25 protein-coding genes are annotated in these 26502 nt (G+C 68.1%); 8 read left to right on the top strand and 17 right to left on the bottom strand.

Going from position 1 to position 26502, the window contains the following annotated elements; translation table 11 throughout:
• Positions 1-103: 103 nt before the first annotated feature.
• The 3 genes from ABIB58_RS12695 to ABIB58_RS12685 form a co-directional block, all read right to left on the bottom strand.
• Positions 104-529, bottom strand: a complete 426-nt coding sequence (locus ABIB58_RS12695) for a hypothetical protein (protein ID WP_066553946.1) — start codon at positions 527-529, stop codon at positions 104-106.
• 84 nt (positions 530-613) lie between these two features.
• The gene (locus ABIB58_RS12690; RefSeq protein ID WP_354041282.1) at positions 614-1528 is read right to left on the bottom strand and encodes a hydroxymethylglutaryl-CoA lyase; all 915 of its coding nucleotides are present in this window, start codon (positions 1526-1528) and stop codon (positions 614-616) included.
• Positions 1528-3216, bottom strand: coding sequence for an ArnT family glycosyltransferase (locus ABIB58_RS12685; RefSeq protein ID WP_354041280.1), 1689 nt, complete (start codon positions 3214-3216; stop codon positions 1528-1530). The genes ABIB58_RS12690 and ABIB58_RS12685 overlap by 1 nt, the downstream gene beginning before the upstream one ends.
• A 76-nt stretch (positions 3217-3292) precedes the next feature.
• On the opposite strand from ABIB58_RS12685, the gene ABIB58_RS12680 reads away from it, so the two are divergent.
• A complete protein-coding gene (locus tag ABIB58_RS12680) occupies positions 3293-4021 on the top strand; it encodes a glycosyltransferase family 2 protein (RefSeq protein ID WP_039245802.1) in 729 nt (242 codons plus the stop codon).
• A gap of 268 nt (positions 4022-4289) precedes the next feature.
• On the opposite strand, the gene groL is transcribed toward ABIB58_RS12680, so the two are convergent.
• On the bottom strand, positions 4290-5936 hold the full coding sequence (groL, locus tag ABIB58_RS12675) for a chaperonin GroEL (RefSeq protein WP_354041278.1): 1647 nt from the start codon (positions 5934-5936) through the stop codon (positions 4290-4292).
• Between the two features lie 53 nt (positions 5937-5989).
• Positions 5990-6277 (bottom strand): co-chaperone GroES, encoded by a 288-nt coding sequence (groES, locus tag ABIB58_RS12670; RefSeq protein WP_017505470.1) that lies wholly within the window; start codon positions 6275-6277, stop codon positions 5990-5992.
• A 298-nt stretch (positions 6278-6575) separates the two neighbouring features.
• On the opposite strand from groES, the gene ABIB58_RS12665 reads away from it, so the two are divergent.
• A complete protein-coding gene (locus tag ABIB58_RS12665; RefSeq protein ID WP_039245800.1) occupies positions 6576-6998 on the top strand; it encodes a YMGG-like glycine zipper-containing protein in 423 nt (140 codons plus the stop codon).
• A gap of 58 nt (positions 6999-7056) precedes the next feature.
• Here ABIB58_RS12665 and pgi read toward each other — a convergent pair whose 3' ends face one another.
• Entirely contained in the window at positions 7057-8664 is a 1608-nt protein-coding gene (gene pgi / locus ABIB58_RS12660) for a glucose-6-phosphate isomerase (RefSeq protein ID WP_354041275.1), read from the bottom strand.
• 99 nt (positions 8665-8763) lie between these two features.
• Here pgi and ABIB58_RS12655 point away from each other — a divergent pair, with 99 nt between their 5' ends.
• Positions 8764-9240 (top strand): hypothetical protein, encoded by a 477-nt coding sequence (locus ABIB58_RS12655; protein ID WP_039245799.1) that lies wholly within the window; start codon positions 8764-8766, stop codon positions 9238-9240.
• 6 nt (positions 9241-9246) lie between these two features.
• On the opposite strand, the gene recQ is transcribed toward ABIB58_RS12655, so the two are convergent.
• Positions 9247-11124 carry a DNA helicase RecQ gene (gene recQ, locus ABIB58_RS12650; RefSeq protein WP_045809497.1) on the bottom strand — a complete coding sequence of 626 codons (1878 nt, stop codon included), beginning with the start codon at positions 11122-11124 and terminating at the stop codon, positions 9247-9249.
• Positions 11125-11209: 85 nt separating this feature from the next.
• Positions 11210-12187, bottom strand: a complete 978-nt coding sequence (locus ABIB58_RS12645; RefSeq protein WP_045809496.1) for a complex I NDUFA9 subunit family protein — start codon at positions 12185-12187, stop codon at positions 11210-11212.
• A gap of 115 nt (positions 12188-12302) precedes the next feature.
• Here ABIB58_RS12645 and ABIB58_RS12640 point away from each other — a divergent pair, with 115 nt between their 5' ends.
• Positions 12303-12734 (top strand): DUF488 domain-containing protein, encoded by a 432-nt coding sequence (locus ABIB58_RS12640; protein WP_295173707.1) that lies wholly within the window; start codon positions 12303-12305, stop codon positions 12732-12734.
• Between the two features lie 2 nt (positions 12735-12736).
• Here ABIB58_RS12640 and ABIB58_RS12635 read toward each other — a convergent pair whose 3' ends face one another.
• Together ABIB58_RS12635 and ABIB58_RS12630 are read right to left on the bottom strand one after the other, a co-directional pair.
• On the bottom strand, positions 12737-14689 hold the full coding sequence (locus ABIB58_RS12635; protein ID WP_354041271.1) for a M1 family metallopeptidase: 1953 nt from the start codon (positions 14687-14689) through the stop codon (positions 12737-12739).
• 62 nt (positions 14690-14751) lie between these two features.
• The gene (locus ABIB58_RS12630; RefSeq protein WP_354041269.1) at positions 14752-16002 is read right to left on the bottom strand and encodes a multidrug effflux MFS transporter; all 1251 of its coding nucleotides are present in this window, start codon (positions 16000-16002) and stop codon (positions 14752-14754) included.
• A 128-nt stretch (positions 16003-16130) separates the two neighbouring features.
• On the opposite strand from ABIB58_RS12630, the gene ABIB58_RS12625 reads away from it, so the two are divergent.
• Positions 16131-17576 carry an AMP nucleosidase gene (locus ABIB58_RS12625; RefSeq protein WP_017505461.1) on the top strand — a complete coding sequence of 482 codons (1446 nt, stop codon included), beginning with the start codon at positions 16131-16133 and terminating at the stop codon, positions 17574-17576.
• 164 nt (positions 17577-17740) lie between these two features.
• On the opposite strand, the gene ABIB58_RS12620 is transcribed toward ABIB58_RS12625, so the two are convergent.
• On the bottom strand, positions 17741-18592 hold the full coding sequence (locus ABIB58_RS12620) for a metallophosphoesterase family protein (protein WP_185224356.1): 852 nt from the start codon (positions 18590-18592) through the stop codon (positions 17741-17743).
• Positions 18592-19527 carry a diacylglycerol/lipid kinase family protein gene (locus ABIB58_RS12615; RefSeq protein ID WP_265149984.1) on the bottom strand — a complete coding sequence of 312 codons (936 nt, stop codon included), beginning with the start codon at positions 19525-19527 and terminating at the stop codon, positions 18592-18594. The genes ABIB58_RS12620 and ABIB58_RS12615 overlap by 1 nt, the downstream gene beginning before the upstream one ends.
• A 142-nt stretch (positions 19528-19669) precedes the next feature.
• Between ABIB58_RS12615 and ABIB58_RS12610 the strand changes: the two genes are divergently transcribed.
• From ABIB58_RS12610 to ABIB58_RS12600, 3 genes are all read left to right on the top strand, one after another.
• Complete coding sequence (locus ABIB58_RS12610) at positions 19670-20020, top strand: YMGG-like glycine zipper-containing protein (RefSeq protein WP_265149985.1); 351 nt, start codon at positions 19670-19672, stop codon at positions 20018-20020.
• Positions 20021-20139: 119 nt separating this feature from the next.
• Positions 20140-20580 (top strand): OmpA family protein, encoded by a 441-nt coding sequence (locus tag ABIB58_RS12605; RefSeq protein WP_205196069.1) that lies wholly within the window; start codon positions 20140-20142, stop codon positions 20578-20580.
• Positions 20581-20665: 85 nt separating this feature from the next.
• Positions 20666-22828, top strand: coding sequence for a protein-disulfide reductase DsbD family protein (locus ABIB58_RS12600; RefSeq protein ID WP_354041265.1), 2163 nt, complete (start codon positions 20666-20668; stop codon positions 22826-22828).
• Positions 22829-22831: 3 nt separating this feature from the next.
• On the opposite strand, the gene ABIB58_RS12595 is transcribed toward ABIB58_RS12600, so the two are convergent.
• From ABIB58_RS12595 to mutM, 5 genes are read right to left on the bottom strand one after another with little or no spacing between them, the layout of a single operon-like run.
• Positions 22832-23728 carry an alpha/beta fold hydrolase gene (locus ABIB58_RS12595; RefSeq protein ID WP_354041263.1) on the bottom strand — a complete coding sequence of 299 codons (897 nt, stop codon included), beginning with the start codon at positions 23726-23728 and terminating at the stop codon, positions 22832-22834.
• Between the two features lie 51 nt (positions 23729-23779).
• Complete coding sequence (locus ABIB58_RS12590; RefSeq protein WP_045809489.1) at positions 23780-24568, bottom strand: enoyl-CoA hydratase-related protein; 789 nt, start codon at positions 24566-24568, stop codon at positions 23780-23782.
• 59 nt (positions 24569-24627) lie between these two features.
• On the bottom strand, positions 24628-25071 hold the full coding sequence (locus ABIB58_RS12585; protein ID WP_045809488.1) for a hypothetical protein: 444 nt from the start codon (positions 25069-25071) through the stop codon (positions 24628-24630).
• 3 nt (positions 25072-25074) lie between these two features.
• Complete coding sequence (locus ABIB58_RS12580) at positions 25075-25614, bottom strand: DUF1697 domain-containing protein (RefSeq protein WP_045809487.1); 540 nt, start codon at positions 25612-25614, stop codon at positions 25075-25077.
• A 4-nt stretch (positions 25615-25618) separates the two neighbouring features.
• Positions 25619-26482: a bifunctional DNA-formamidopyrimidine glycosylase/DNA-(apurinic or apyrimidinic site) lyase gene (gene mutM / locus ABIB58_RS12575; RefSeq protein WP_045809486.1), complete on the bottom strand. Its 864-nt coding sequence runs from the start codon at positions 26480-26482 to the stop codon at positions 25619-25621.
• Positions 26483-26502 lie beyond the last annotated feature (20 nt).

Raw genomic sequence — 26502 nt, 5'->3', positions numbered from 1 at the left:
TTTTCGTAAGCGCTACCGCGCTTCGCGCTGCTTGAGCGCATGTTTCTTGGGGCCTACCGGCGCTTCGCGCTGCTTGAGGCCGTTATCGGGGGAGCCGTTGGGCTCATGCCCCGCCGAAATCGAAATCCTTGCGCGACGCGATGATGGTCACGATGAACCCGGCCAGCACGTCCAGCAGGATCATGATCACGATCAGGAAGAAGGTCGAGGTCGCGAACCCCGGCAGCAGCAGGAACTCAACCAGCACGCCGATGAACAGGATCATCGACAGGGCGTGATTGATGATGGCGATCCGCTGGCTGGAGGTCGACTTCACCAGCTCGAAGAACAGCAGGATCAGGCCGAGGAACAGAATCAGGTCGCCCGACCCGATCGTCCATTGCGCGCCCGAGGTCATGGTGACGGAAAACAGCGGATCGCGCAGCAGCACGTCCGCCTGCACCATCCCCGCCCCGCTCGGCGCGCCGAACAGCACCACGATATTATAGAGCACCACCGGGATCAGCAGCAGCGGAATGGCGAGCAGCATGGACGGTCCTCTCCGCAGCCGGTCCAAACGGCTACGCCTGTTCACCATGATTTAGCGCCGTTTGCGAAACGCCGCCACAAGGGTTCAGCGCTTGGGAAATCCGCCTGCCCGGCTGAGCGCCGACGGCGCCGGCCGGCCGATGGCCTCGCCGATCCAGCGCGCCGTCGCGATCAGGGCGTCCAGGTCATAGCCGGTCTCGAACCCGCCCCGCGCCAGCATATAGACCAGATCCTCGGTGGCGATGTTTCCCGTGGCGCCCGGCGCGAACGGACAGCCGCCGATGCCGCCGACCGAGGCGTCCAGCACGTCGATCCCCGCCTCGACGCCGGCATAGGCGTTGGCCAGGCCGGTATTGCGGGTGTCGTGGAAATGCAGGCGCAGGGTCGCATTCGGCGCGGCCGCCCTGGCCGCCTCGACCTTTTTCGTCACCGCCCAGGGATCGCCCGCGCCGATGGTGTCGGCCAGACCGATCTCGCCGACGCCCATCTCGGCGATGGCCCCGACCATGTCCGCGACCTGATCGACGGAAACCTCGCCGTCGAACGGACAGCCCCAGACGCAGGAAATCATGGCCGACAGCGACGGCGCGCCCTCGCTGGCCTCGGCGTTGTGGCGGCGGGCGACGATCTCGCCCAGCATGGCCAGTTGATCCTTCACCGCCAGGCCCTGGTTTTTCAGCCCGAAGCCGTCGGTGGCGGCGACCGAGACATTGACCTCGTCCACCCCGGTCGCCAGCGCCCGGTCATAGCCCTTGCCGTTCAAGACCAGGCCGATGCGGCTGCGGCCCGCCTCGTGCGGCAGGGCGGCCATGACCTCTTCGGCGCCCCCCATCTGCGGCACATATTTGGGATGGACGAAGGAGACGGCCTCGATCCGTTTCGCCCCCGCCTGCTCGAGCCGTCGCACCAGATCGGCGCGGACGGCGGGCTCAAGCACCGCCCTTTCGTTCTGCAGGCCATCGCGCGGCCCGACTTCGACGATCTGGATGAAGCGGCCCATCACTCGGCTCCCGCTGCGGCGGCGCCATTTCCGTTTCGGGGCGGCGGCGCATAGACGGTCAGGCTGACCGGATCGCCGGCCGAATAGTTGTAGCCGTTGACCGTCCCGACCGCGCGACCCGACACGCCCAGACGCGCCGCAGCGGCACGGAAGGCGTCGGCGTCGCGTCCCTCGACGATGGCGGGCCGCCCCTCCGCCAGGGCCTCGGCCGCGCCTTGGGCGTCGGTCAGGTCGGTGTCGCGCCCGGTCAGGAAGACGAAGCTGGGTTCATGGAAGCCGGTGATCGCCACAGGCCCCGGCGTGCGGCCCTGACGCGGATGCAGGTCGGCCGCCTCCAGCGCCTTTTCAAGCTGGGGCGCGATGGCCAGGGGCCGCAGCTGGCGGATCGTGCCCGACAGGGCCGCGTGCGCCACGATCCCGAACGCCAGCGACGCGACCAGGGCCGCAACCGGCGCGCGGTTCAGCAGCAGGAAGCCCCCCATCGCCCCCGCCGCCAGCGCCATGACCACCGTCAGCGCCGCCCAGGTCTGGGCCGTCGAGGTGCCATAGACCGTCAGCCCATAGACAGTGATGCCGATGATCAGCAGGGCCGCGAACGCGCCCAGCACCGCGCCGGTGATGCGCGAGACCTTGCCGATGGGCTGGGCCAGGGCGGCGGCGGCCAGCAGGGCCAGCGCCCCAAAGGTCGGCAGGGTGTAGTGCCACAGCTTGGTCGGCGCCAGTTCGAACATCAGCCAGCCCGGGACCAGCCAGCAGACCAGGAACCGGATCGCCGGCTCGGCGCGTCGACTCCATCCCGTCGAGACGGCAGCGGGCAACAGCAGGGTCGAAGGGAAGAACAGCAGGGGCGCCAGCAGCAGATACATGCCGGGGAAGCCCGAATGGCTTTCGTGCGCGCCGGCGATCTTGGGCGCCAAATCCCCGCCGATGGCCTCGCGCCAGAAGCCGCCGTCGGTGGCGATGGTGATGGCGATGGCCCACGGTCCGACCATCAGGGCGACCAAGGGCAGACCCCAACCCCAGCCGAGGCGATAGAGCCATTTGACGTCCCGATCCCAGATCGACAGGGCGATGACGGCCAGGGCGATGACCAGCAGTCCGATCGGTCCCTTGATCAGGATCGACAGGCCCAGCCCCAGCCAGAACAGCAGCTTGTGCGGTCGGATCGGGCGTTCGCCCGCCTTCGTCGCCATATAGATGCGCGCCAGCGCCGCCATGGCCAGGGTCGTCGCCCCACACAGCATGGCGTCGGTCTTGGCGATCCCCGCCTCGGTCGACAGCAGGAAGGTCGCCCCCATGATGGCCCCGCCGAAGAAGCCGACGCGACTGCCCAGCATGGCCGAGCCCGCCCAGGCCACGGCCCAGGCCGCCAGCATGGCGCCCAGCAGCGACGGAATGCGATAGGGGGCGATCTCGCGATCCTCGACATCCGAGGTCAGACCGACGGCGATCGCCTGCATCCAATAGATGCCGACCGGCTTCTTCCAGCGCGGCTCGTCCTGATAGCGGATATCGACATAGTCGCCGCTCTCCAGCATCTGGGACGTGGCCTGGGCGAACCGGCTCTCGTCGCGGTCCAGCGGCGGCAGCAGCAACAGGCCGGGCAGGCCGGCGATCAGCGTCAGCAGGGCCGCGAGAACCGGCCCGCGCCAGCCGGCGATGCGGCCATCCAGATCGAAAGTCTTCATTCCAGACTCCTTACACGCGGACCGCGCCGTCGTCAGCCGTCTCCCCTAAGCTCTCGTTATCCTCTATGGAGCGCCGATGACCCCCGAAACGCCCGAAATCTCCGTCGTCGTTCCCGTCCATGACGAGGCGGGCGCCGCCGTGCCCCTGGCGCGCGAGATCGCCGCCGCCTTCGCCGGCCGTTCGTACGAGATGATCTTCGTGGACGATGCGTCCAGGGACGCGACCCTGGCCGAGCTGAAGGCCGCCATGGCCGAACTGCCGGCGCTGCGCGTCCTGGCCCACGGGACCAATGCGGGCCAGAGCCGGGCGGTTCGAACCGGCGTCCTGGCCGCGCGCGCGCCGGTCGTGGTGACGATGGACGGCGATGGTCAGAACCCGCCTGCCGATGCGCCCCGCCTGGTCGACGCCTTGCTGGCCGCCCCCGGCGACGTCGGCCTGGTCGGGGGTCGTCGCGCCAAACGCCAGGACACCGAGGCCAAGCGCCAGGCCTCGATCTGGGCCAACCGCATCCGCCGCAAACTGCTGGGCGACGACGCCGACGACACCGGCTGCGGGCTGAAGGCCTTCCGCCGCGACGTCTTCCTGCGCCTGCCCTACTTCGATCACATCCACCGCTATCTGCCGGCGCTGATGATCCGCGAGGGGTTCAAGAACCAGTATCTCGACGTGGACCACCGCCACCGCGAGGTCGGCCGCTCGAAATACACCAACTGGGGCCGCTTGCGCGCCTCGGTCTCGGACCTCCTGGGCGTGATGTGGCTGAAGACGCGGTCCCGCAAGCCGGGCGCGATTTCGGAGTTCTAGAACGCTGTCTCCTCCCCACCTCGTGGGGAGGTGGCGCGACGCCTCTTGGCGTCGTGACGGAGGGGGTCTTTCTGCGTGCAGCAGACCGCCGGTGGGACTTCAAGAGCCCCTCCACCACGCTACGCGCGGTCCCCCTCCCCGCTTCGCAGGGAGGAGACATGAAAAAGGGCGGGACCTTGCGACCCCGCCCTTCTCCATTTCAGCGTCGGAAAGCCTGGACCCCGGCCTTCGCCGGGGCGTCCGGGCGGCCCGAAGGCCGCCCTTCCGCTTAGAAGTCCATGCCGCCCATGCCGCCCATGCCGCCCATGTCGGGAGCCGCAGCGCCGCCCGACTTCTTGGGGGCGTCGGCGACGGCGGCTTCCGTCGTGATCAGGATGCCGGCGACCGAAGCGGCGTCTTGCAGAGCCGTGCGGACGACCTTGGCCGGGTCGATGACGCCCATCTGCACCAGATCGCCGTACTCTTCGGTCTGGGCGTTGAAGCCGAACGAGGACTGGTCGTTTTCCAGCACCTTGCCGACGACGATCGAGCCTTCGACGCCTGCGTTTTCCGAGATCTGACGGATCGGAGCCTGCAGGGCGCGACGGATGATCGCGATGCCGGCGTTCTGGTCGGCGTTGTCGCCCTTGACGTCGGCCAGGATCTTGGAGGCCTTCAGCAGGGCGATGCCGCCGCCCGGAACGATGCCTTCGTCAGCTGCGGCGCGCGTGGCGTTCAGGGCGTCGTCGACGCGGTCCTTCTTTTCCTTCACTTCGACTTCGGTCGAACCGCCGACGCGCAGGACTGCAACGCCGCCGGCCAGCTTGGCCAGACGTTCCTGCAGCTTTTCCTTGTCGTAGTCCGAGGTCGTGTCTTCGATCTGGCGCTTGATCTGGGCCACGCGGGCTTCGATCTCGTCCTTGCCGCCGACGCCTTCGACGATGGTGGTGTCGTCCTTGGTGATCGAGACCTTCTTGGCCTTGCCGAGCATGTCGAGCGTGACGCTCTCAAGCTTGATGCCCAGGTCTTCCGAGATGACCTGGCCGCCCGTCAGGATGGCGATGTCTTCCAGCATGGCCTTGCGGCGGTCGCCGAAGCCCGGAGCCTTGACGGCCGCGACGCGCAGGCCGCCGCGCAGCTTGTTGACGACCAGGGTCGCCAGGGCTTCGCCTTCGATGTCCTCGGCGATGATCAGCAGCGGACGGCCCGACTGCACCACGGCTTCCAGGATCGGCAGCATGGCTTGCAGCGAGGTCAGCTTCTTCTCGAACAGCAGGATGAGCGGCTCTTCGAGGACAGCCTCCATCTTGTCTGCGTTAGTGATGAAGTAGGGCGACAGGTAGCCGCGGTCGAACTGCATGCCTTCGACGACGTCGACGGTGGTGTCGGCGGTCTTGGCTTCTTCGACGGTGATCACGCCCTCGTTGCCGACCTTGGCCATCGCCTGAGCGATCAGCTCACCGATTTCCGAGTCGCCGTTGGCCGAGATGGTGCCGACCTGCGCGATTTCCGAGTTGTTGGAGACCGGCTTGGAGTTCGACTTGATCTCTTCCAGCACCAGGCCGACAGCCTTGTCGATGCCGCGCTTCAGGTCCATCGGGTTCATGCCGGCGGCGACGGCCTTCAGGCCCTCTTGCACGATGGCCTGAGCCAGGACGGTTGCGGTGGTGGTGCCGTCGCCCGCCTTGTCGTTCGTCTTCGAAGCGACTTCGCGGATCATCTGGGCGCCCATGTTCTCGAAGGCGTCTTCCAGCTCGATCTCTTTGGCGACCGAAACGCCGTCCTTGGTCGAGCGCGGGGCGCCGAAGGACTTCTGGATCACGACGTTGCGGCCCTTGGGACCCAGGGTCACCTTGACGGCGTTGGCCAGGACGTTGACGCCGCGCAGCATCTTGTCACGCGCGTCGGTGTTGAACTGTACGATTTTAGCGGCCATGCGGGCAGCTCCTATCTATATGGATTGATTGAAGAACGTCGGACGTCGGGTGCTTAGGACAGCACGCCCAGGACGTCGGATTCCTTCATGATGATCAGGTCTTCGCCGTCGATCTTCACTTCCGTGCCCGACCACTTGCCGAACAGGATGCGGTCGCCGGCCTTCAGCTCCAGAGCATTGACCTTGCCTTGGTCGTCACGGGCGCCAGGGCCGACGGAGACGACTTCGCCTTCCTGAGGCTTTTCCTTGGCGGTGTCGGGGATGATGATGCCACCCTTGGTCTTGGATTCTTCTTCAACGCGCTTGACCAGCACGCGGTCGCCGAGCGGACGGAACGCCATCGGACTTCTCCCTGTAAAACCCCCGGATCGGGGCGTTTTTGAAACGGTGTGCGGCGCTCTCGCGATCGCCGTTTTGGCAGCCAACCAGCGAGAGTGCTAACGCGGGCGGGAGTTAGGCAGAGGCGCTGGCATCGTCAAGCGGCGCGTCTCTATCGCGGCGCGAATTCTCTGTGACAAATGAACCGAAAATGAATGCCGACCTCCGGGGTCGTTCAAACTGGGAGCGATAGAACAGCCTCAACGCTGGATGCCTTCCCCGCTCTGGAATGCAGTTCGGCAACGAAAGAAGGAGACCAAGATGTCCAAGCTGCTGAAGATCACTGCGGTCGCCGCCGCCCCCGTCGTGGCCCTGAGCCTGATGGCCGCTCCGGCTTCCGCCCAATCGCGCGATCGCGACAACACCGGCCGTAACGCCCTGATCGGCGCCGCCGTGGGCGGTCTGGCCGGCGCCATCTATGGCAACGGCGATGGCAGCTATATCGCGGGCGGCGCGCTTGCCGGTGCGGCTCTGGGTGCTGTGGCCTCCAACCGCGGCTCGGGCTGCGAATACTACCGCGGCGGCCGGTGCTACCGTAACCAGGGCCACTGGGAGCGCGAGCACGGCATCGATCGCAGCCGCTCGGGCTACGACTACCGCTACGACGGCCGCCGTTACGACTCGCGCTATGACCGCCGCGACTATCGCAACGATCGCGACTACCGTTACGACCGCCGCTGGTAAGCGTTTGACAGTCTAGGTGATCGGCAGGGCCCGTCCGCAAGGACGGGCCCTTATCGCGTCAGCCCATCAACCGCGTCATCAGGGTTGCCGTGGACGGATCCAGGTCCGCCGAGGGGCCGCCCGCGTCCACGTCCTTCAGGATCGCCTTGGCCAGGACCTTGCCCAGTTCGACGCCCCACTGGTCGAAGCTGTTGATGTCCCAGATCACGCCCTCGACGAAGGTCTTGTGCTCATACAGGGCCAGCAGCGCGCCCAGGGTCTCGGGCGTCAGTCGCTCCATGACGATCGATGTCGACGGACGGTTGCCGGTGAAGGTGCGGTGGGACGCCAGGCGCGTCGCCTCCTCTTCCGACAACCCTTGAGCCAAGCCCTCGACCTTGGCGGCCTCGGTCGTCTTGCCCAGCATCAGGGCCTGCCCCTGGGCGAGCGCGTTGGACCATAGCGGCGATTCCGGCGCGTCCGCATGCGTCTTGGCGACGATCACGAACTCGGCCGGCACGACCTCCGGCCCCTGATGGATCTGCTGGAAGAAGGCGTGCTGGCCGTTGGTGCCGGGCTCGCCGAAGACGACGGGACAGGTCTGGCGCGTCACCGGCGTACCGTCGCGATGCACCCGCTTGCCGTTCGACTCCATCTCCAGCTGCTGCAGGAAGGACGGCAGACGACGCAGGGCATGGGCGTAGGGGGCGACGGTGCGGGCGGGCCGGTTCAGGCCGTCGACGTTGAACACCTGGGCCAGGGCCAGCAGGATCGGCGCGTTCCGCTGCAGCGGCGCCGAGACGAAATGGGCGTCCATTTCTGCGGCGCCCGCCAGCATCCGTTCGAACACGTCCCAGCCCAGGGCGATGCCGCACGACAGGCTGACCGCCGACCACAGGGAATAGCGCCCGCCGACCCAGTCCCGGAAGGCGAAGGTCCGACCGCAGCCGAAGGCCGCCGCATTGTCCGGCGCCGCCGTCACCCCGATGAAGTGTCTGGTCATCCCCTCGGCCGGCAGCGACGCCGCCAGCCAGGCCTTGGCGGCCTCGGCGTTGGCCAGGGTTTCCTGCGTCGTGAACGTCTTGGACACGACCACCACCAGGGTGGTCTCGGGATCGAGACCCGTCAGCGCCTCGGCCATATCGCGCGGGTCGATATTGGCGACGAAGCGAAGGTCGATGGCCGGGTCCAGCGGGCGCAGCGCGTCCCAGACCACGCGCGGCCCCAGGTCCGACCCGCCGATGCCGACATGGACGATCGCCTCGAATGTCTTGCCCGTCGCGCCCGCCTCGGCGCCCGAGCGCACGGCGTCGGCATAGGCCTTCATGTCCGCCCGCACCGCGTCCACCTCGGCCGAGACCGGCTCGCCCAGGGCCTTGAAGTCGGCGCCCGGGGCGGCGCGCAGGGCCGGGTGCAGCACCGCCCGCCCTTCCGTCAGATTGACGACCTCGCCGGCGAACAGGGCCGCGCGACGTCCCTCGACGTCTGATGCCCTCGCCAGATCGAGGCAGGCGTCGAAGGCGGCCTTGGTCCAGCTCTGTTTCGACAGGTCCAGATAGAGCCCCGCCGCCTCGACCGACATCCGCGCCAGCCGGTCGGGATCGGCGGCGAACTGATCCACGATCCGCGCGGAGGCAGCCTCGGCGGCGGCTTGGTCGAAGGCGGTCCAGGCGGCGTCGCGGGTCATCGTCGTCTCCATCGGGAATGACAGGGTAAACACTCGTTTACGGCTGGGGCGTATTCAGGTTCAACGTCCCAGCGGACGCTGAAACAGGAAGTCACCTCCATGTCCTGCGGCCTTGCTCTCACGATCGCCCTGGCGATGTCCAATCCGTCCGTCGCCCTGGCCGCCGAACAGCCGGCCGCCGCGCCCGGCGCGCCGGTCTCGGTGGCGGGTGAGCCGCTGTTCGCCGACATCATCTCGCGCTCGGCCAGCCTGAAGGCCGTGGTCGATGGTTGGGCCGCCGCCAAGGCCGCCGACGACGCCGCCTTCTTCACCAGCCAGGCCTTCACCGGCTTCAAGGCCCAGGCCGAACAGTTGGCCGCCCTGGACATGCAGGGCCACCTGATCCTGAAGGAACGCGGCACCGACGGCGATCTGAAATGCATCCTGCGCGGCATTTCCGAGGACATGCCCAAGAAGGTTCAGGCCGTTCAGGCCGCCGCCAACCCGGCCGAACGCGCGGTCGCCCTGTCGGAACTGTCCTATCTGCTGAACGACAACGTCGAAGTCATCACCGCCCCGCCCAAGCCGGAAGTCTGACGCCTTCTAGAGGGCGGCCAGCGCCTCCAGCACGCCCTTGCCGTAGCGATCCAGCTTGGACTGACCGACGCCGGAAATGGCGCCCAGACTGTTCAGGTCGCCCGGCTCGGCGTGGGCGATCTCCAGCAACGTCCGGTCCTGGAAGATGACATAGGGCGGGACGTGCTGTTCCGAGGCGCGGTCGCGGCGCCAGGCGCGCAAGGCCTCGAACCGCGCGCGGACATCGGCGTCCATCGTCTCCAGCGCCGCATTGCGCCCCTCGCCCGATCGATCACGACGACGCGGGGCGGTATCGGCCCTCAGCGGCGCGCGACGCACCTCGATCTGGCGCTCGCCGCGATAGACGGCGCGCACCGCCTCGGGATCGCCCAGCCCGACCAGCGGCTTGCCGTCGTTGGGATCCTCGACCAGCAGACCTTCGAACAGCAGGTGATCGACGATCTCGCGCCAGCTGTTCAGCGAAATCTCGCGCCCGATGCCCCAGGTGGACAGTTGCTGCTCCCACGGCTGCACGTCCTTGGTGCGGGCGGTCAGGTGATCGACGACGCGGCCCCTCCCAAACCGGCCGCCCAGCCGCTGCACCGCCGCCAGCGCCTTCTGGGCCGGGACGGTCGCGTCATAAAGCTGGGGCGGGTCGCCGCAGATGTCGCAGACGCCGCAAGGCTGGGCGTCATGCTCGCCGAAGTATCGCCGCACGGCCTGGGCGCGACAGACGGCGCCGTCCAGCATGGCGAACAGCTGACGGGTTTTGCGCACCTGAACCGATTTGACCTCCTCGGCCATCGGGCGGCTGTCGAGACGACGCAGGGACCAGGCGATGTCGGAGGGGCCATACAGGGTGATGCCCTCGGCCGGTTCGCCGTCGCGACCGCCGCGCCCGATTTCCTGCCAATAGGCCTCCAGGCTGCCCGGCGGATCGGCGTGGATGACGAAGCGGACGTCGGCCTTGTCCACGCCCATGCCGAAGGCGATGGTGGCGACCATGACGGCGCCCTCCTCGGCCAGGAAGCGTTCCAGCCGGCGGTCGCGCTCCTTAGTGTCCATGCCGGCGTGATAGGCGATGGCGTTGGTCCCGGCGTCGCGCAGCGCCTGGGCGACGCGGTCGCAGCCGTCGCGGCTGCCGCAATAGACGACGCCCGACTTGCCCCGCCGTTCGCGCACCAGTTCGATGACCCGCGCATCGGTCTTGGCCCGAGACGCGCTCTCCTTGCGCTCGGCTGACAATTGCAGGTTCGGACGCGCGAAACTGTCGACGAAGACCGTCGCCTCTTCCAGCCGCAGCGAGCGCAGGATGTCGTCGCGGGTGCGGGCGTCGGCGGTGGCGGTGACGGCGATGCGCGGCACGTCGGGGAACCGCTCTGCCAGCAGACCCAGGTTGCGATAGTCGGGCCGGAAGTCGTGACCCCATTGCGAGACGCAGTGGGCCTCGTCGATGGCGATCAGGCTCAGCGGCAGTTCGGCCAGCCGGTCCATCATGGCGCCCGCCGCCAGGCCTTCGGGCGAGACATAGAGCAGGTCCAGCTCCCCCGACCGCGCCGCCGCCCAGATGGCCGAACGCTCGTCCAGCGACACCCCGGAATCCAGCCGCGCCGCCGCGACGCCCTGCTGCTTCAACGCCTCGACCTGATCGGTCATCAGGGCGATCAGCGGCGACACCACCAGCCCCAGTCCGGGGCGCAGGATGGCGGGGATCTGATAGCAGACGCTCTTGCCGCCGCCGGTCGGCAGGACCGCCAGCACATCACCGCCCGACAGGATTTGCTCGACAACCCGCCCTTGCAGTCCCCGGAAGTCGGCGTGCCCCCAGACGCGCGCCAGCAGCGCCCGCGCGTCGTTCAGGTCAGGCGTGTCGGTGGTGGAGAACGGGGGGCGCGTGGCCGGCATCCTTAAGCTGTGCACTCTTTGTTCCCAAACAGAAGACGCCGCCGGCCGCGAAGGCGACCAGCGGCGGCGTCAGAGGGAAGGGGTTTTAGTGGGCGGGCGCTTCGGCGAACTGGCCGCCGACGCGGTAGCGCCACAGATAGGACGGGGCGATCGCCGCCATGCCGGCCGGATGGTCGATGCCCAGATCGCTGAGGCCGAACGCATCGGCGGCGACCACATTGTCCTTCTCCAGCATCAACACCTGATCGCGCGTCAGCGGCGGGGTCAGGCCGACGAAGCGGCTCAGTTGCAGCAGCGAACCCAGGGGCTTGGCGACGATGAAGGGCACCGAAACCAGCATCCGGTCGCGGCCCGTCTCGCGACGCACCAGCTCCAGCACCTCGCGGAAGGTGTAGAGGCTCGGCCCGCCCAGTTCGTAGGTGCGGCCAGCGGCGTCCGCGCGGGTCACGCCGCGCGCGATGGCCTCGGCGACATCGCCGACATAGACCGGCTGGAACCGGGTCTCGCCGCCGCCGATCAGCGGCAGGGCCGGCGCCATCGTCGCCATGGCGGCGAAGCGATTGAGGAAGCTGTCGCCCGCGCCGAAGACCAGCGACGGACGCAGGATCACCGCATCCGGATAGACGGCGCGAACGGCCGCCTCGGCCTGGGCCTTGGTGCGACCATAGGCCGAGGGGCTGGCGGCGTCGGCGCCGATGGCGGAGATCTGGACCAGGCGCTCAACGCCCGCCGCCTTGGCGGCCTCGGCGATGGTCTTGGCCGCCTCGGTGTGAACGGCGTCGAAGCCGCGCTTGCCGCCTGCGTCATGCAGCACGCCGACCAGATTGACGACGGCGTCCGCGCCGCGCACGGCCTGCGCCACATCCGCCGGGTTGGTGATGTCGCAGCGCATGAACTGGATCTGTCCGGGATCGCCCAGCGGTTGGATCTCGATCGCCAGGACCGGGTTGCGCACCGCGACCCGAATGCGCCAGCCGCGACGCGCCAGGGCGCGCACCGCCTGCGACCCGATAAAGCCCGAACCTCCGAAGAGGGTCACGACGCCGGGGGCGAGGTCAGCCATGGGGAAAGCTCCAGTCGAAATCCGTTTCGGCGGGATAGACGATAGGGCGCCGCACCGCAACGCGGGCCTTCACGGTCACGCTGGCGTTCGACGCGCGGCCGCCCATCTGAGGCGGATGAAGCTTTTCACCATTGGCTACGAGGGCGCGACCCAGGCCGACGTCATCGCGCGGTTGAAGACGGCCGGCGTGCAAACCCTGGTCGATGTCCGCGCGGTCGCCGCATCCCGCCGCGCCGGCTTTTCCAAGACGATCCTGGGCGAGAGCCTGAAGGCCGAAGGGATCGACTATGTCCACCTGCGCGGGCTTGGCACGCCCAAGACGGGACGTGACGCGGCGCGCAAGGGCCGTGTCGACGAGATGCGCGCCATCTTCGCCGATCACCTGGCCGAACCCCAGGCGCAGATCGAGTACGAGCGACTGAAGGCGCTGGCGGCCGACAAACCCGTCGCCCTGCTCTGCTTCGAGGCCGACCACGCCGGCTGCCACCGCGCCGTCCTGGCGGAACGACTGTCGGAAGAAACCGGCGTGGCGGTCGTGGACCTCTAGGCTTACGGCCGTCCGACCAACTGATCGACCGAACCGCTGGTGACCGGGTGATACAGCGGCCGGGCCTCGGCGTAGATGCGTCGCGCATTGCCGCGCCCCCAGTCGCCCTCGTTCCAGAGGGTCTGGAACAGCGGCAGGACGAACTTGCGACGGCCCTGGCTGGTCAGGAACTTCTCGGCCGTGGCGACCGACGGCTGATAGCGATGCGCCAGGGCGATCTGCAGCCAGGCGAAGGTCAGTTCGGCGTTGCCTTCGTTCGCCAGGTTCAGCGTGCGCTCCAGATCGGCCAGCTGCGCATTCGTCAGCCAGTCGGCGCCCGTCCGCAGGCCCTCGGGACGCCAGCCCAGGAAGCGCTGCCGCTGCTGGGTGTTCCAGTCCGCCCACGGAATGGCCGAGGCCGGTCCCTTGTCCTTGAAGAAGGCGACGGCGGCCGCGTCCACCGGCTCGAAGGCGTGGGACACCGGCGCGACGGCGTTGGACGGCAGGCCGGGCTGATAGACCCAGGCGTCCATCTGCAGCTGGCTTTCCAGCGCCGCGTCGCCCTTGATCAGATTGTCGCGGATATCCTGAAGGAACATGGCCGTGGTCATCGGACGATAGGCGTTGCGGTCGAAATAGCCGCGCAGCCAGGCGTCGAACCGATCCCGTCCGACTGTGCGTTCGATGGTCCGCAGGAACAGGGCGCCCTTCTCATAGGCGATGTCGTTCATGCCGTCGTCGGGATCGCGGCCCTTCAGGTCCAGATGCAGCCGGGTGTCCGCCGCCGGCAGGGACTTCAGCGTGTCCTGAAGGCTGTCCCAACCGAGCACCTGCTCCTGCATGGCGCGGTCATGACCATAGACCGACTCCATGATCCGGTTCTCGAAATAGACGGTGAAGCCCTCGTTCAGCCAGAAGTCGTTCCAGGTCGCATTGGTGACCAGATTGCCCGACCAGGAGTGCGCCAGTTCGTGCGCGACCAGCGACACCAGCGAGCGATCGCCGGCGATAATCGTCGGGGTGGCGAAGGTCAGCTTCGGGTTCTCCATCCCGCCGAATGGGAAGGAGGGCGGCAGGACCAGAAGGTCGTAGCGGCCCCAGCGATACGGGCCGTACAGCTTCTCGGCCGCCGACACCATCTGGGCGGTCGGTTCCAGCTCCGATTGGGCGGCGCGCAGGCGGCTGGGCTCGGTCCAGACCCCGGTGCGGCCGTCGAACGGCGCAAAGGCGATGTCGCCGACGCCCAGCGCGATCAGATAGGGCGGGATCGGATTGTCCATCCGGAAGCGCCAGGTCTTCATCCCGTTCGCGGCCCGCTCGCCGTTTGGTGTCAGATGGTCGGCGCTCATGACCACCGTCAGGTCTTCGGGCGCGGTGATGCGGGCCGAATAGGTCTGGCGGATGCCGGGGCTGTCCTGGGTCGGCACCCAGGTGCGGGTCAGGATCGCCTGGCCCTGGCTGAACAGATAGGGCTTCTGTCCGCCCGCCGTCTGGCTGGGGTTCAGCCATTGCAGCGCCGCCGCGTTCGGGCGGGTGGAATAGCGGATGGTGATCTTGCGCCGCTCATCGGCGGCGAAGGCCGGGAAATAGACCGTCAGCGGCTGGCCCAGGATCGGGTCGTTGTCGCCGACGACATAGCGCAGCGGCTGGCCCGCCGCGTCGCGCACGTCCTGAATGTCCAGGTCGCGGATATCCAGCACGATCTCGTTGGCGCCCGGGATCGCCAGGATGTCCAGTGTCGCCGTGCCCGCCAGGGTCTTGGCGTTGAAGTCGGCGGTCAGGTCCAGGGCCACATCGACGACGCGGGCGATCTCGGGCCGGGCGTGGGTGTGGACGTCCACCGCTTCGGGACCGGGCGCCGGGGCGATGGCGGGCGGGGTCATGGCCGACCCTCCCGTCGTTGTGGAGCAGGCGCTCAGACCCATGGCGGCGGCCAGGGCGAAGGCGGAGACGAGACCGAGCGCTTTCAGCGTCATCGAGGTTTTCCTGGGCTGATCTTGACGATTGGCCCGGAGAACGCGCGGAAACGCGAAAAAGATCAAGCCTTGGCGGCGACCGGCGCGTGATGGGCCCGGAACAGCCGTCCCCGTTCGGCGAACAGCACCCAGCCCAGGGCGACCAAGCCGAAGACAGTGAAGCCGACCGACATCGGAATGGTGGTGCCGTTGAACTGTTGGCCCACCGCAAAGCCCAGCAGCGAGCCGACGATGGTGGAGACGAAACCCTGGATCGAGGCGGCGGTGCCCGCGATCTTGCCCATCGTCTCCATCGCCATCGATCCGAAATTGCCCGCGATCAGGCCGAAACAGAACATGGTCAGGGTCTGCAGCACCGCAAAGGTCCAGATCGATTCATGGCCGCTGATCGCCACCACCGCATGGATGGCCGCGATGCTGGTGAAGCCGATCAGGGCGGTGTGCGAAATCCTGCGCGAGCCCAGCTTGACCACCAGTCGCGCATTGACGATCGAGGCCACGGCGATGCCGCCCGCGATCAGGGCGAAGATGGCCGGAAACGCCGCCTCGGCGTGGAAGACGTCGGCGAAGATCTGCTGCGACGAGTTGATGAAGCCGAACAGGGCCCCGGTGATCGCCGTCATGGCCAGGGTGTAGCCGACGGCCGTGCGGTCGGTCAGGGCGATCCTGTACGCCGAGGTCAGCCGCTTGACCTGGATCGGCAGGCGATCCTCGGGCTTCAGCGTCTCGGGCAGACGCAACGACGCCCAGACGATCAGGCCGACCCCGATCAGGCCCAGCCCGGCGAAGATCCAGCGCCACGGCCCGACCAGCATGATCATCTGACCCAGCGACGGCGCCAGGATCGGCACGCCCAGAAAGACCAGGAAGCTGAACGACATGACCCGCGCCATGGTGCGCCCTTCGTAACGGTCGCGCACGATGGAGACGGCCAGCACGCGGGTGCAGGCGCTGCCCAGACCCTGGCCGACGCGAGCCATGATCAGCGTCTCGAAGGTCGGCGCCAGGGTCGCCAGCAGGCTGAAGATCACATAGACGCCGACGCCGAACAGCAGGACGGGCTTTCGGCCGAACCGATCCGCCAACGGACCGTAGAACAGCTGCGCCCCGCCGAAGCCCAGCAGATAGGCCGTCACCACCCACTGCCGGTCGTTGTCGGTCGCCACGTTCAGATCAGCGCCGATGTGCGGCAGGGCCGGAAGCATGGAATCGATCGCCAGCGCATTCAGCGCCATCATCAGGGCGATGAGACAGACGAACTCGACGAAGCCGAGCTCCTTCTTGGCGGGCGCTGACGCAAGGGAAGAAGACATCCGGGCCAGATGCGCCGTCACGCTCCGATCCGCAACCGCACGCGCGTCATAAATTGCTGCAATGCAGCGAAATCGGGTTTGAACGGGCGGCGCCTCGCCAAAGCCGCGAAGCTTCGCTAGAGGAAGTCATGACAGAACAGATGACAGCACAGGCGGCGCTGGACCGCCTCGAAACCCTCTACACCCAATCCGTGACCAACCTGCGCGACGCCGTGCGGGATTTCGTCAACACCGGCGCGCGACCCGATCCGGTCAAACGCGCCGAAGGGGTGTTCGCCTATCCCGAACTTCGCATCCGCTGGGACGGGGATCGCCCCCAGGACCTGGAGCCGCGCGCCTACGCCCGGCTGTCGAGACAGGGCAGCTATTCGACCACGGTCACGCGACCCGACCTGTTCCGCCCCTATCTGACCGAACAGCTGGGCCTGCTGGAGCAGGAATATAATGCGACCTTCGAGGTCGGAGTCTCGCGCCAGGAAATCCCCTTCCCCTATGTGACCGACGGGCTGGAGGTCGCGCTGGACCGGTCGATGACGGCGGCCCTGGCCCGCTGGTTCCCCACCACGGACCTGGCCCATATCGGCGACGAGATCGCCGACGGCCTGTTCGAAATGGGCGGCGACTTCCCCCTGTCGCACTTCGACGGCCTGAGGACCGACTTCTCGCTGGCGCGGCTGAAACACTACACCGGCACGCCGGTGGACGATGTTCAGTCCTATGTCCTGTTCACCAACTACAATCGTTACGTCGATGAGTTCGTGCGCTGGGCCATCGAGCAGCTTCGGACGCCCGGCTCGCCGTATCAGACCCTGTCCTGCGCCGGCGGCGTGGTGATCACCCGCGACACGCCCAACCCCGAGGCGGCGATCAGCGACACGGCCTGGAAGAAGCACCAGATGCCGGCCTATCACCTGACCGCGCCGGGTCATAAGGGCGTGACCCTGGTCAACATCGGCGTCGGCCCGTCCAACGCCAAGACGATCACGGATCACCTGGCCGTCACCCGCCCGCATGTCTGGCTGATGATCGGTCACTGCGGCGGTCTGCGCGCCAGCCAGACCATCGGCGACTATGTGCTGGCTCACGCCTATCTGCGCGACGATCACGTGCTGGACGCGGTGCTGCCGCCCGACATTCCGATCCCGTCGATCGCCGAGGTCCAGCGCGCGCTCTATGACGCCACCAAGTCGGTCAGCGGCATGCCCGGCGACGAGGTCAAGCTGCGCCTGCGCACCGGCACCGTCGTCACCACCGACGACCGGAACTGGGAGCTGCGCTACTCCAAATCGGCCCTGCGCTTCAACCAGTCCAGAGCCGTCGCCATCGACATGGAAAGCGCCACCATCGCGGCCCAGGGCTATCGCTTCCGCGTGCCCTACGGCACGCTGCTCTGCGTCTCGGACAAGCCGCTGCACGGCGAGATCAAATTGCCGGGTCAGGCCAACCGCTTCTACGAAGGTTCGATCTCCGAACACCTGCAGATCGGCATTCAGGCGGTGGACCTGATGCGCAGCGAAGGATCCAAGCTGCACTCACGCAAACTGCGCGCCTTCGACGAGCCGCCGTTCCGGTAGGCGAGAAAGTCTCCTCCCCACAGCGTGGGGAGGGGGACCGCGAAGCGGTGGAGGGGTTGTTGAAGTCCCACCGACGGCTGCGATGCGGGAAAGAATCCCTCCGTCTCTCCGCTACGCTTCGAGCCACCTCCCCGCTTCGCAGGGAGGAGACCGATCTGAGGTCTCTAGACCGCCGCCTTCTCCAAGGCGCCCGGCTCGACCGGGCTGGGCGCGGTGTTCGCCTTGCGGGTATCCTGACGGCGCGGCAGGCGCCAGACCTGGTGCGAGCGATAGCTGGTTCCATCCCAGGCCAGGGCCGTCACGGTGATGGTCTTGGCGTCCCAGTCGATCTGGTTGAAGCCGGGCGGCGCGCCGCGCTCGCGGTGCGACAGCGTCCCGCAGCCGACGGCGTAGGAGCAACGATCCGCCAGCGGGATCGGCATGGCGAACGGCACATGGACGTGGCCGGTCATGATCAGATCGACGCCCGCCTCGGCGAAGATCAGGGCCGCCTCGTCGCCGCGCTTGACGTCGCCGGTCATCGGCGTGCCCACCATCTCGATCAGCGGATGGTGGCAGGCCAGGATTCGCAGCGCGCCGATCGGCGCCTGACGCAGGGCCTCGGCCGCACGCCGCGTCTGATCCAGATCGATCACGCCCTTGGACCAGTTGGGCCGCGCCTGCCAGCCGCGCGCGGTGACGACGCCGCGCACCATGACCGCATCGCTGCAGAACTGGCCGTCGTGGGCCGGAAAGCCGGTCGCCGTCTCGAACGCCCGCCAGGGATGGAACACCCGCGCGATGGCGTCCCAATAGGGCACGTCGTGATTGCCGACGATGACGAAGCGCGGCTCGGGCATGGCCCGCATCCATTCGCCGGCGGCCTTGAACTCGTCGGGAAACCCCTTCTGGGTGATGTCGCCGGTGATCAGAACCAGATCGTTCGGCGTGGCGTGGGCGTATTCCAGAGCGGCGGCGCAGGCGCGTTTGTGCTCGCAGCCGAAATGGACGTCGGAGAACTGAAGAACGCGTCCCATCAGATGCTGTCCTCGGCCGAGGGCGGCTTGGGCGCCAGCGCCTTGAAAGCCTTGGGCACGAAACGGATCACGGCCTCGGGCTTGAGCAGCAGCGGCTCGCCGTCGATGACGGCCGGAATCTTGGAGCGGGCGCGGACGTCGATCCGTTTCGCCGGGCGGGTCGAGACGGCCGGGTCCTGACGCCAGTCGCTGAACAGCGCCGTCGCGGCCAGGCGGAAGGCCTGGGTCGTGTCGCTGGGGTCCATGGCCGCGGCCTCCAGTCCGATGGGATCCTCCATCGCCTTGGAGATCATCGGGCTGATCAGCACCAGCGCCTCGGTCCGGCGTTTCTCGCCGCCATCCAGGGTGAAGCGCAGGCGACCCGAGAAGGCGCGTTTCAGGGCGCGACGGCCATATTGCCAGGCCAGCTTGATCTTGCCGGTCCGCATCGCCTCGCGCGCCGGGGCCCACAGCGCGGGCGATCCCAGAATGGCGGCGCAATAGAAGTATTCGCCCTGAACCTCGCCGCCGGAAACGGCCTGAGGCTCGCCCTCCTCCAGCGCCCGCTTCAGCGCCAGCTTCCAGTCGGCGGTGCCGTAAAGCGCCTTGGGCAACATGTTCATCGTGCCGCCCGGCAGAGGCGCGATCATCGGACCGTCCGGCTTGGCCTTCGACGCGACCGAGCGCGCCGTGCCGTCGCCGGCCAGAACGAAGATCACGTCAGGCTTGGCGGCGAAGGCGTCGGCGATGATCTGGTCGAAGTTGCCCCCTTCGAACGATACGACCTCGGCCTTGAGATCATACTGCCCCAACAGGGCTTCGGCCTCGCCGGCGGCGCGTGGGCCCACGCTTCCGGACAGCGGATTGACCAGCATCACGGCGTGCCGGATCTGGGCGTGTGGCGTCAACGCAGTTTTGTCGTCTGCATCGCAGGGGGGTTGGGCGACGTCGGTCATGGCGGCCGAACGCCCCGCACGCGCCGTCGTTCCGCCCAAGCGTCACCATATTTGCCGATACGGTTTGCCGACGCGGAACCTATGCCGCGAGGACACGTTTGCTGCCCACAGGGGCCAACACCCAGGGACAAAGGAATTCACAATGAAAAAGGCGATTATCGCGATTGCCGGCGCCGGCCTGCTGGCTTCGGCCTGCGCCAGCGACCCGTACGGCTATAACAATGGCTCGAACGAAACCGTCCGCCAAGGCGCCGTCGGCGCCGGCCTGGGCGCCGTCGCCGGCGCCATCATCGGCAACAACGTCGGCGGCGGCAACGCTGCGACCGGCGCCCTGATTGGCGGCGCCCTGGGCGGCACGGCCGGCGCCATCCGCGGTTCCAACCAGGACCGCAACAACCAGCAGCGCTACCGCGACAGCCAAGGTCGCTACTACTACTGCTACGACAACCGTCAGGACGAGTGCTACTGGGACAACGGTCAACGCCGTTATTGATCAGTGATCAAATGCCGGTCGCGAAGGTCCGCGACCGGCGTTAGGTTGAAGAGGCGGCCTGTCGGACGACGGGCCGCCTCTTTTGCGTAATGGGCCGGCCGAGCCGGAGGAGGGCTGAAATGAAGCGATCGATGGGTCTGGCTGTGGCGGCCATGGGTGTGCTGGCGGCGTGCGCGCCGATGCCCAAGCGCGAGGCGCTGGTGGTGGGCGAATCGCTGTGCGCGCCGGGGCGGTTCGATATCTATTTCCTGGAAAACCAGGCGCGGCTGACCGAGCCGGCGGCGATGGTGCTGAAGGCGGCGGCGACCAAGGCGAAGGATTGCGACGTGCGCAAGGTGCGCGTGGTGGGCCTGGCCGACGCCACGGGAACGCCCGAAGCCAATCTGAACTTGTCGCAGCGGCGCGCGCGGACCGTGGTCGAGGCGCTGACTCAGGCGGGCATGCCCGCGCCGATCTTCGAGCTGAACGCCGCAGGCGATGCGGGCGCCACAACGGCAGCCGGCAATGACGAACCGCTGCGGCGCCGCGCGGAAGTGATCTACGAGGCCTATCCGCGCTGATCGACGCGGGGGCGGGCGAAGCGATGGCGCGGGGACGCGTGACGCATTAGGTTGCGGCGCTCCCCTCGCCTGCCGGAACACGCGTTTGCGCCTCTTCGCCCTTCTCCTCGGCCTGCTGTTCAGTTTGACGGGCGTTTCGGCGGCCGTCGCCCAGCCGGTGCAGGCCCAGCCCACGGGCGTCGTCGCCTTCGGGCCGCAGCGGACCGAGCGGATCGAGGCCGAACTGGTCCCGATGTCGCAATGGGTCGCGCCCGGTTCGACGACCGTTGTGGCGGTGCGCCAGAAGATCGCGCCCGGCTGGCACACCTATTGGCGCAATCCGGGCGACAGCGGCGGTGCGACCAGCCTGATCTGGACCCTGCCCGCCGGGGTGACCGCCGATCCGATCCTGTGGCCCCTGCCCAGCCGCCAGCGGCTGATGAGCCTGATGAATTACGGCTATTCGGGCGCGGTGCTCTTGCCCGTGCCGATCCATGTGCCGCCCACGGCGCGGCCGGGCGAAGTGCTGACCCTGACGACGGATGTGCTGTTCCTGGTGTGCAGCGACCAGATGTGCGTGCCCGAGCCGATGACCCTGTCGCTGGCCCTGCCGGTGCGCGAGGGCGCAGCGCCGCTGGCCAAACCCTGGGGTGAAGAGATCGAGCGGCTGGTCGAAACCGCGCCGCGCCCGGCCGGGATCGAGGCGCGCGTCACGCGTCAGGGCGGCCAACTGATTCTGACCGCCACCGGCGGGCCGCTGATTGGGGCCGACATCGGACAGGTCTATTTCTATCCTTTCGACGGCGGGCGCATCGACCATGCGGCGACCCAGTCGGGCCAGCGGGGACCGAACGGCCTGACCCTGACGCTGACGGCCGGCAAGGATGCCACGCAGACGGCGCTGAGCGGGGTCCTGGCCACCGACAAGGGCGCCTGGGAGGTCACGGCGGAGCCGGGCGCGCCTCTGGCGGGCGCCCAAGGCGGCGCGGCGCTGAAGCCGCTGGACGAGACCACGCCCACGCCGGCGAGAACCGGCGCTCTGGTCTTCCTTCAGACGCTGGGTCTGGCGCTGTTGGGCGGGCTGGTGCTGAACCTGATGCCGTGCGTCTTCCCGGTTCTGGCGATGAAGGCGGCGTCGCTGTCGGCGGCGGCGCATGATCCGGCGCGGGCGCGGCGCGACGGCCTGGCCTTCACCGCCGGGGTGCTGGTCAGCTTCCTGGTTCTGGCCGGCGCCCTGCTGGCGCTGAGGGCGGCGGGTCAGGCGATCGGCTGGGGTTTCCAGCTTCAGTCGCCGGGCGTGGTCGCGGCCCTGGCCCTGGTCATGCTGCTGGTCGGGCTGAACCTGTCGGGAGTCTTCCATGTGGGCGCCGGATTGCAGAACGCGGGGTCCGGCCCCCTGTCGCGCCTGCCCGGTGCGGTAGGCGCCTTCTTCACCGGAGTTCTGGCCGTGGTGGTCGCAGCGCCCTGCACCGCGCCCTTCATGGCCGCAGCGCTCGGGGCGGCCCTGGTCCTGCCCTGGCCGATGGCGCTGGCCGTGTTCCTGATGCTGGGGCTGGGTCTGGCCCTGCCCTATCTGGCGGTCAGCCTGTCGCCCGGCCTGCTGTCGCGCCTGCCGCGACCCGGCGTCTGGATGGAGCGGCTGAAGGGTCTTCTGGCCTTTCCCATGTATGGGGCGGCGCTGTGGCTGCTGTGGGTGTTCACGCGACAGGGCGGCGTCGACGCCCTGGGCCTGCTGCTGACGGCGGCGCTGCTGCTGGCCCTGGCGGCCTGGTTGACGGGTCTGGCGCAAGCGGCGCGCCAGCGTGATGAACGGTCGATGCTGACCACGATCTGCGCGATCGTCATCGGCGTTCTGGCGCTGGGCCTGGCAGGCGTTGCGGCCGGTGCGGCGCGAGATATGGACGCCACGCCGCAAGGCGACAGCGGCCCCTTGGCGACCCAGCCCTGGTCGGCGGCGGCGGTGAAGGCAGCGACCACGTCGGGACGCCCCGTGCTGGTCAATCTGACAGCCGACTGGTGCGTGACGTGCAAGATCAACGAACGCGCGGCCTTGTCTTCGCCCCGTGTCGCCAAGGCGATGCGCGAGGCGAACGCCGCCTATCTGGTCGGCGACTGGACCCGGCGCGACGACGCCATCACCCGCGAGCTTCAGGCGCATGGGCGTTCGGGCGTGCCGCTGTATCTGCTGTATCGACCGGGTCGAGCCGAGCCGGAAATCCTGCCGCAACTGCTGACCGAGGGCGTGGTCGTGGATGCGCTGAAGGATTGAGCGTCAGCTCAGGAACCGCTGCACCGCCGCTAGAAACCGCTGCGGCTGCTGCATCATCACCTGGTGTTCGGCGCCTTCGATCCGCTCGAACCGGGCCGTGCGCGGCAAGCCTTCGAAGCCGTAGCGATACAGGCCTTCCAGCCGGTTGCGCGGCGCGTCGGGATCGCGGGTCCAGCCATAGACGACGGTGACCGGGGCGGTGATCTCAGACAGGCGGGGACGCAGATCGACGGTCAGGGCTTCATACAGGCCTTGGGCCAGGACGCGCCGGTCGCCGCCCTGAAGTCCCAGCCCCTCGAACACCATGTCGCCGGCCAGACCCATGTCCACGCCGAAGGCCGCGACCTGGGAGTTCAGCGCCTGATCGCCGAACAGGAGCAGGGCCTGATAGCCCAGCCGGGCCAGGGGCTCGACCTGATCCGATGTGGTGCGCGCGTCGATCAGGGACGGGAAGAAGGGCGAGGAATCGACCACCATGACGCGCCCGATCCGGTCGCCCATATCGGCGGCGACGCGCAGGGCGATCTGGCCGCCCAGAGAATGGCCGATCACGGCGGGCCGGTCGATGCGCTGCTCGCGGATGTAGCGTTCGATCTCGCTGGCGGCGGGGCCGGCCAGACCGCCGCTGACATTGTCGCCGATCTGGGTCTCGCCGAAGCCGCGCAGGGTGACCAGATGCACCCGGTAGCGGTTATCGAGCCGATCCGCCGTCGAGCGCCAGGCCGAGCCGGTCGAACCCAGGCCGGGGATGAAGATGATGTCCGGCCCCCGCCCGCGCGTCTCGACGATGATGCGGTTGGAGCTGAAGGCCGGGGCGGCCTGTGACTGCACCTTGGCCTGGACGGCGACCGGGGCGAGGACGAACAGGGTTGCAAGCAGCGAGGCGAGAAGGCGGATCATCATCCGCCCCTAACGCCCGATCACGGCGATCGGTTGACGCGTGCGTGCGACCTATCGCCCCTTGAACTCGGGTTTGCGCTTTTCGACGAAGGCGGACATGCCTTCCTTCTGGTCCTCGAAGGCGAACAGGGAGTGGAACAGGCGGCGTTCGAACTGGACTCCTTGCGTCAAGGTCGTCTCCAGCGCGGCGTTGACCATCTCCTTATTGGCAATGATCGCCAGCGGGCTTTGCGAGGCGATTTTGGCGGCGATCTTGCGCGTTTCGTCCAGCAGGGTGTCGTGCGGGAAGACGCGCGAGGCCAGGCCGGCGCGTTCCGCTTCCGCCGCATCCATCATCCGGGCGGTCAGGACCATGTCCATGGCCTTGGACTTGCCCACCAGTCGGGTCAGGCGCTGGGACCCGCCGATGCCCGGCGCGACGCCCAGGTTGATCTCGGGCTGGCCGAACTTCGCCTTGTCCGAGGCGACGATGAAGTCGCACAGCATGGCCAGTTCGCAGCCGCCGCCCAGGGCGAAGCCGTTCACCGCGGCGATGATCGGCTTTCTGAACCGGGTGATGCGGTCGTGACCGAGGGCGAAATAGTTGCCCGTGTACATCTGGGCATAGGTCTGGTCCGCCATCTCCTTGATGTCGGCGCCGGCGGCGAAGGCCTTTTCGCCCGCGCCGGTCAGGATCAGGCAGCGCACGCTGTCGTCATGCTCGACGCTGTCCAGGAAGTCGGCCAGATCCTTGAACAGGGCCGCGTTCAGCGCGTTCAGAGCCTCGGGCCGGTTCAGGGTCACCACCGCATAGCCGTCGGCGTGGCGTTCGATCAGCAGGTTGGAATAGGCGTCGGCCATGGTTGGTCTCCTTTGACGGCGGTCATACAGGCGCGCGGCGGGGCCCGCTAGCGCAGGCGCTATCGTCGGGGCATCAGCGCCAAGGTCAGGGCGGCGCGGACCAGTTCGACCACGACGACCATGCCCAGCAGAAGATTGGCGGCGATCACCTGACCCCGCGCGCCCGACAGGTCCAGCGTCCAGCCGAAGACGGACGACAGGGCCAGGACCAGCGCCGAGATCAGGACCAGGCCCACCAGCAGCATCAGGGCGATATGGCCCGCCTTCAGCGCCGCCTGAAGCGTCGGCCCCTCGTCCAGCACGCGGGCGCGACGGCGCAACAGACGCGCGATCAGGCCGGTGGCGGCGGCCTCGGCGACGGCGGCGACGACCAGGGCGGCGACGAACCACCAGATCAGGTCGCCGAGATCGCCGGCGCGCAAACCCTGGACGAAGTGGACGAAATAGGCGCCCCAGACCAGGACGCCGACGATCAGACTGATCCACAGGTGGATTTTGCGCATCGTTCAGTCCTCCAGCCCGACCATGGCGGCCAGTTTCCGCACTGTGTTCCAGTTGCGGCCGGTGCCGACGCCGATCAGGCGCGGCTGGGCCTTTTCCGCCATCTTCGAGCGGCCCAGGCCGTCGGGGTGCCAGAAAAACAGGTCTCCGCCGACCGGCTCGACTCGCTCGGCGCCGGCCGCGAAGCCGCGCAGGGCCTCGACCGCCCCGTCCTTGATCCCGGCCTTCATCACCATGACCAGCAGTTTGGAGCTGTCGATCCTGGCCTGATCCGCGAACGGATTGGCGGCCATCAGCGCCGCCCATTGCGGCGGCGTGCGCACGATCACCTCGATGGGGCGACCGAAGTGGGCGGCGATGCCTTCTTCCAGCTGAGCCTCGACATCGGTTGGGTCGGCGTCGCTCTCGATCACCAGATTGCCGCTGGCCAGCAGGGTGCGCGGGTTGGCGAAACCGGCCTCGACGGCGATGGCCTTCAGCTCGGCCATCGGGACCTTAACCCCGCCCACATTGACGCCGCGCAACAGGCAGATGCGTTCGCTCATGGGCCTATCGTTTCTGGCAGGAGGGGCAGTAGAAGGTGGAGCGGCCGCCCTGGACGATGCGGGCGACCACGCCGGTGCATTTCTCACCACGGCAAGGCTCGCCCTCGCGGCTATAGACGTCGAAGCGGTGCTGGAAATAGCCCTGGCCGCCCTCGGCGTTGGCGAAGTCGCGCAGGGTCGAGCCGCCCGCCTCGATGGCGTCGTTCAGCACATTGCGGACCTCGGTCGCCAGACGCTCCAGCCGGGCCTTCGACACCGATCCGGCCGCGACCAGGGGCGAGATGCGGGCGCGGTACAGGGCCTCGCACACATAGATATTGCCCAGACCGGCGACGATCCGCTGATCCAGCAGACTGACCTTGATGTTCTGCTTCTTGCCGGCGAAGGCCTCGACCAGATGGGCGCCGGAAAAGCCGTTGCCCAGCGGCTCTGGCCCCAGGCCGGCGAACCAGGGATGGGTCTCGATCTGATCGGTGGAGATCAGGCCCATGAAGCCGAACCGGCGCGCGTCGGCGTACCCGATGCGGGTCGCCGCCCTATCGCGGATGGCGCAGCCGCTGAAATGTTCGTGCTTGCCGGCGATCGGCGCGGCCTCCTCGAACTCGCCCAGCAGGGTGCCGTCCAGAGTGAACCGGCCGGTCATGCCCAGGTGGGTGATCCAGGTCTCGCCGGTCGAGAGCGGCATGAGCAGATATTTGGCCCGCCGGTCCACCCGCAGGACCGTCGCCCCCTCCAGTCGTTCGACGAACCGCGCGGGGAAGGGAAATCGCAGGTCGGGCCGGTTGATCCGGACCCGCGAGAGCCGCGCGCTCTCCAGCACCGGCGTCAGGCCGCGTCGGACGGTTTCGACCTCGGGAAGTTCGGGCATGGGCCGGTCCTAGCCCGTCA

Source organism: Brevundimonas sp. UYEF29 (genome assembly GCF_040546195.1).
Classification (GTDB): domain Bacteria; phylum Pseudomonadota; class Alphaproteobacteria; order Caulobacterales; family Caulobacteraceae; genus Brevundimonas; species Brevundimonas huaxiensis.
Note: the sequence above shows the minus strand (reverse complement) of the source record. Positions and strands in the feature narration are given on the sequence as shown.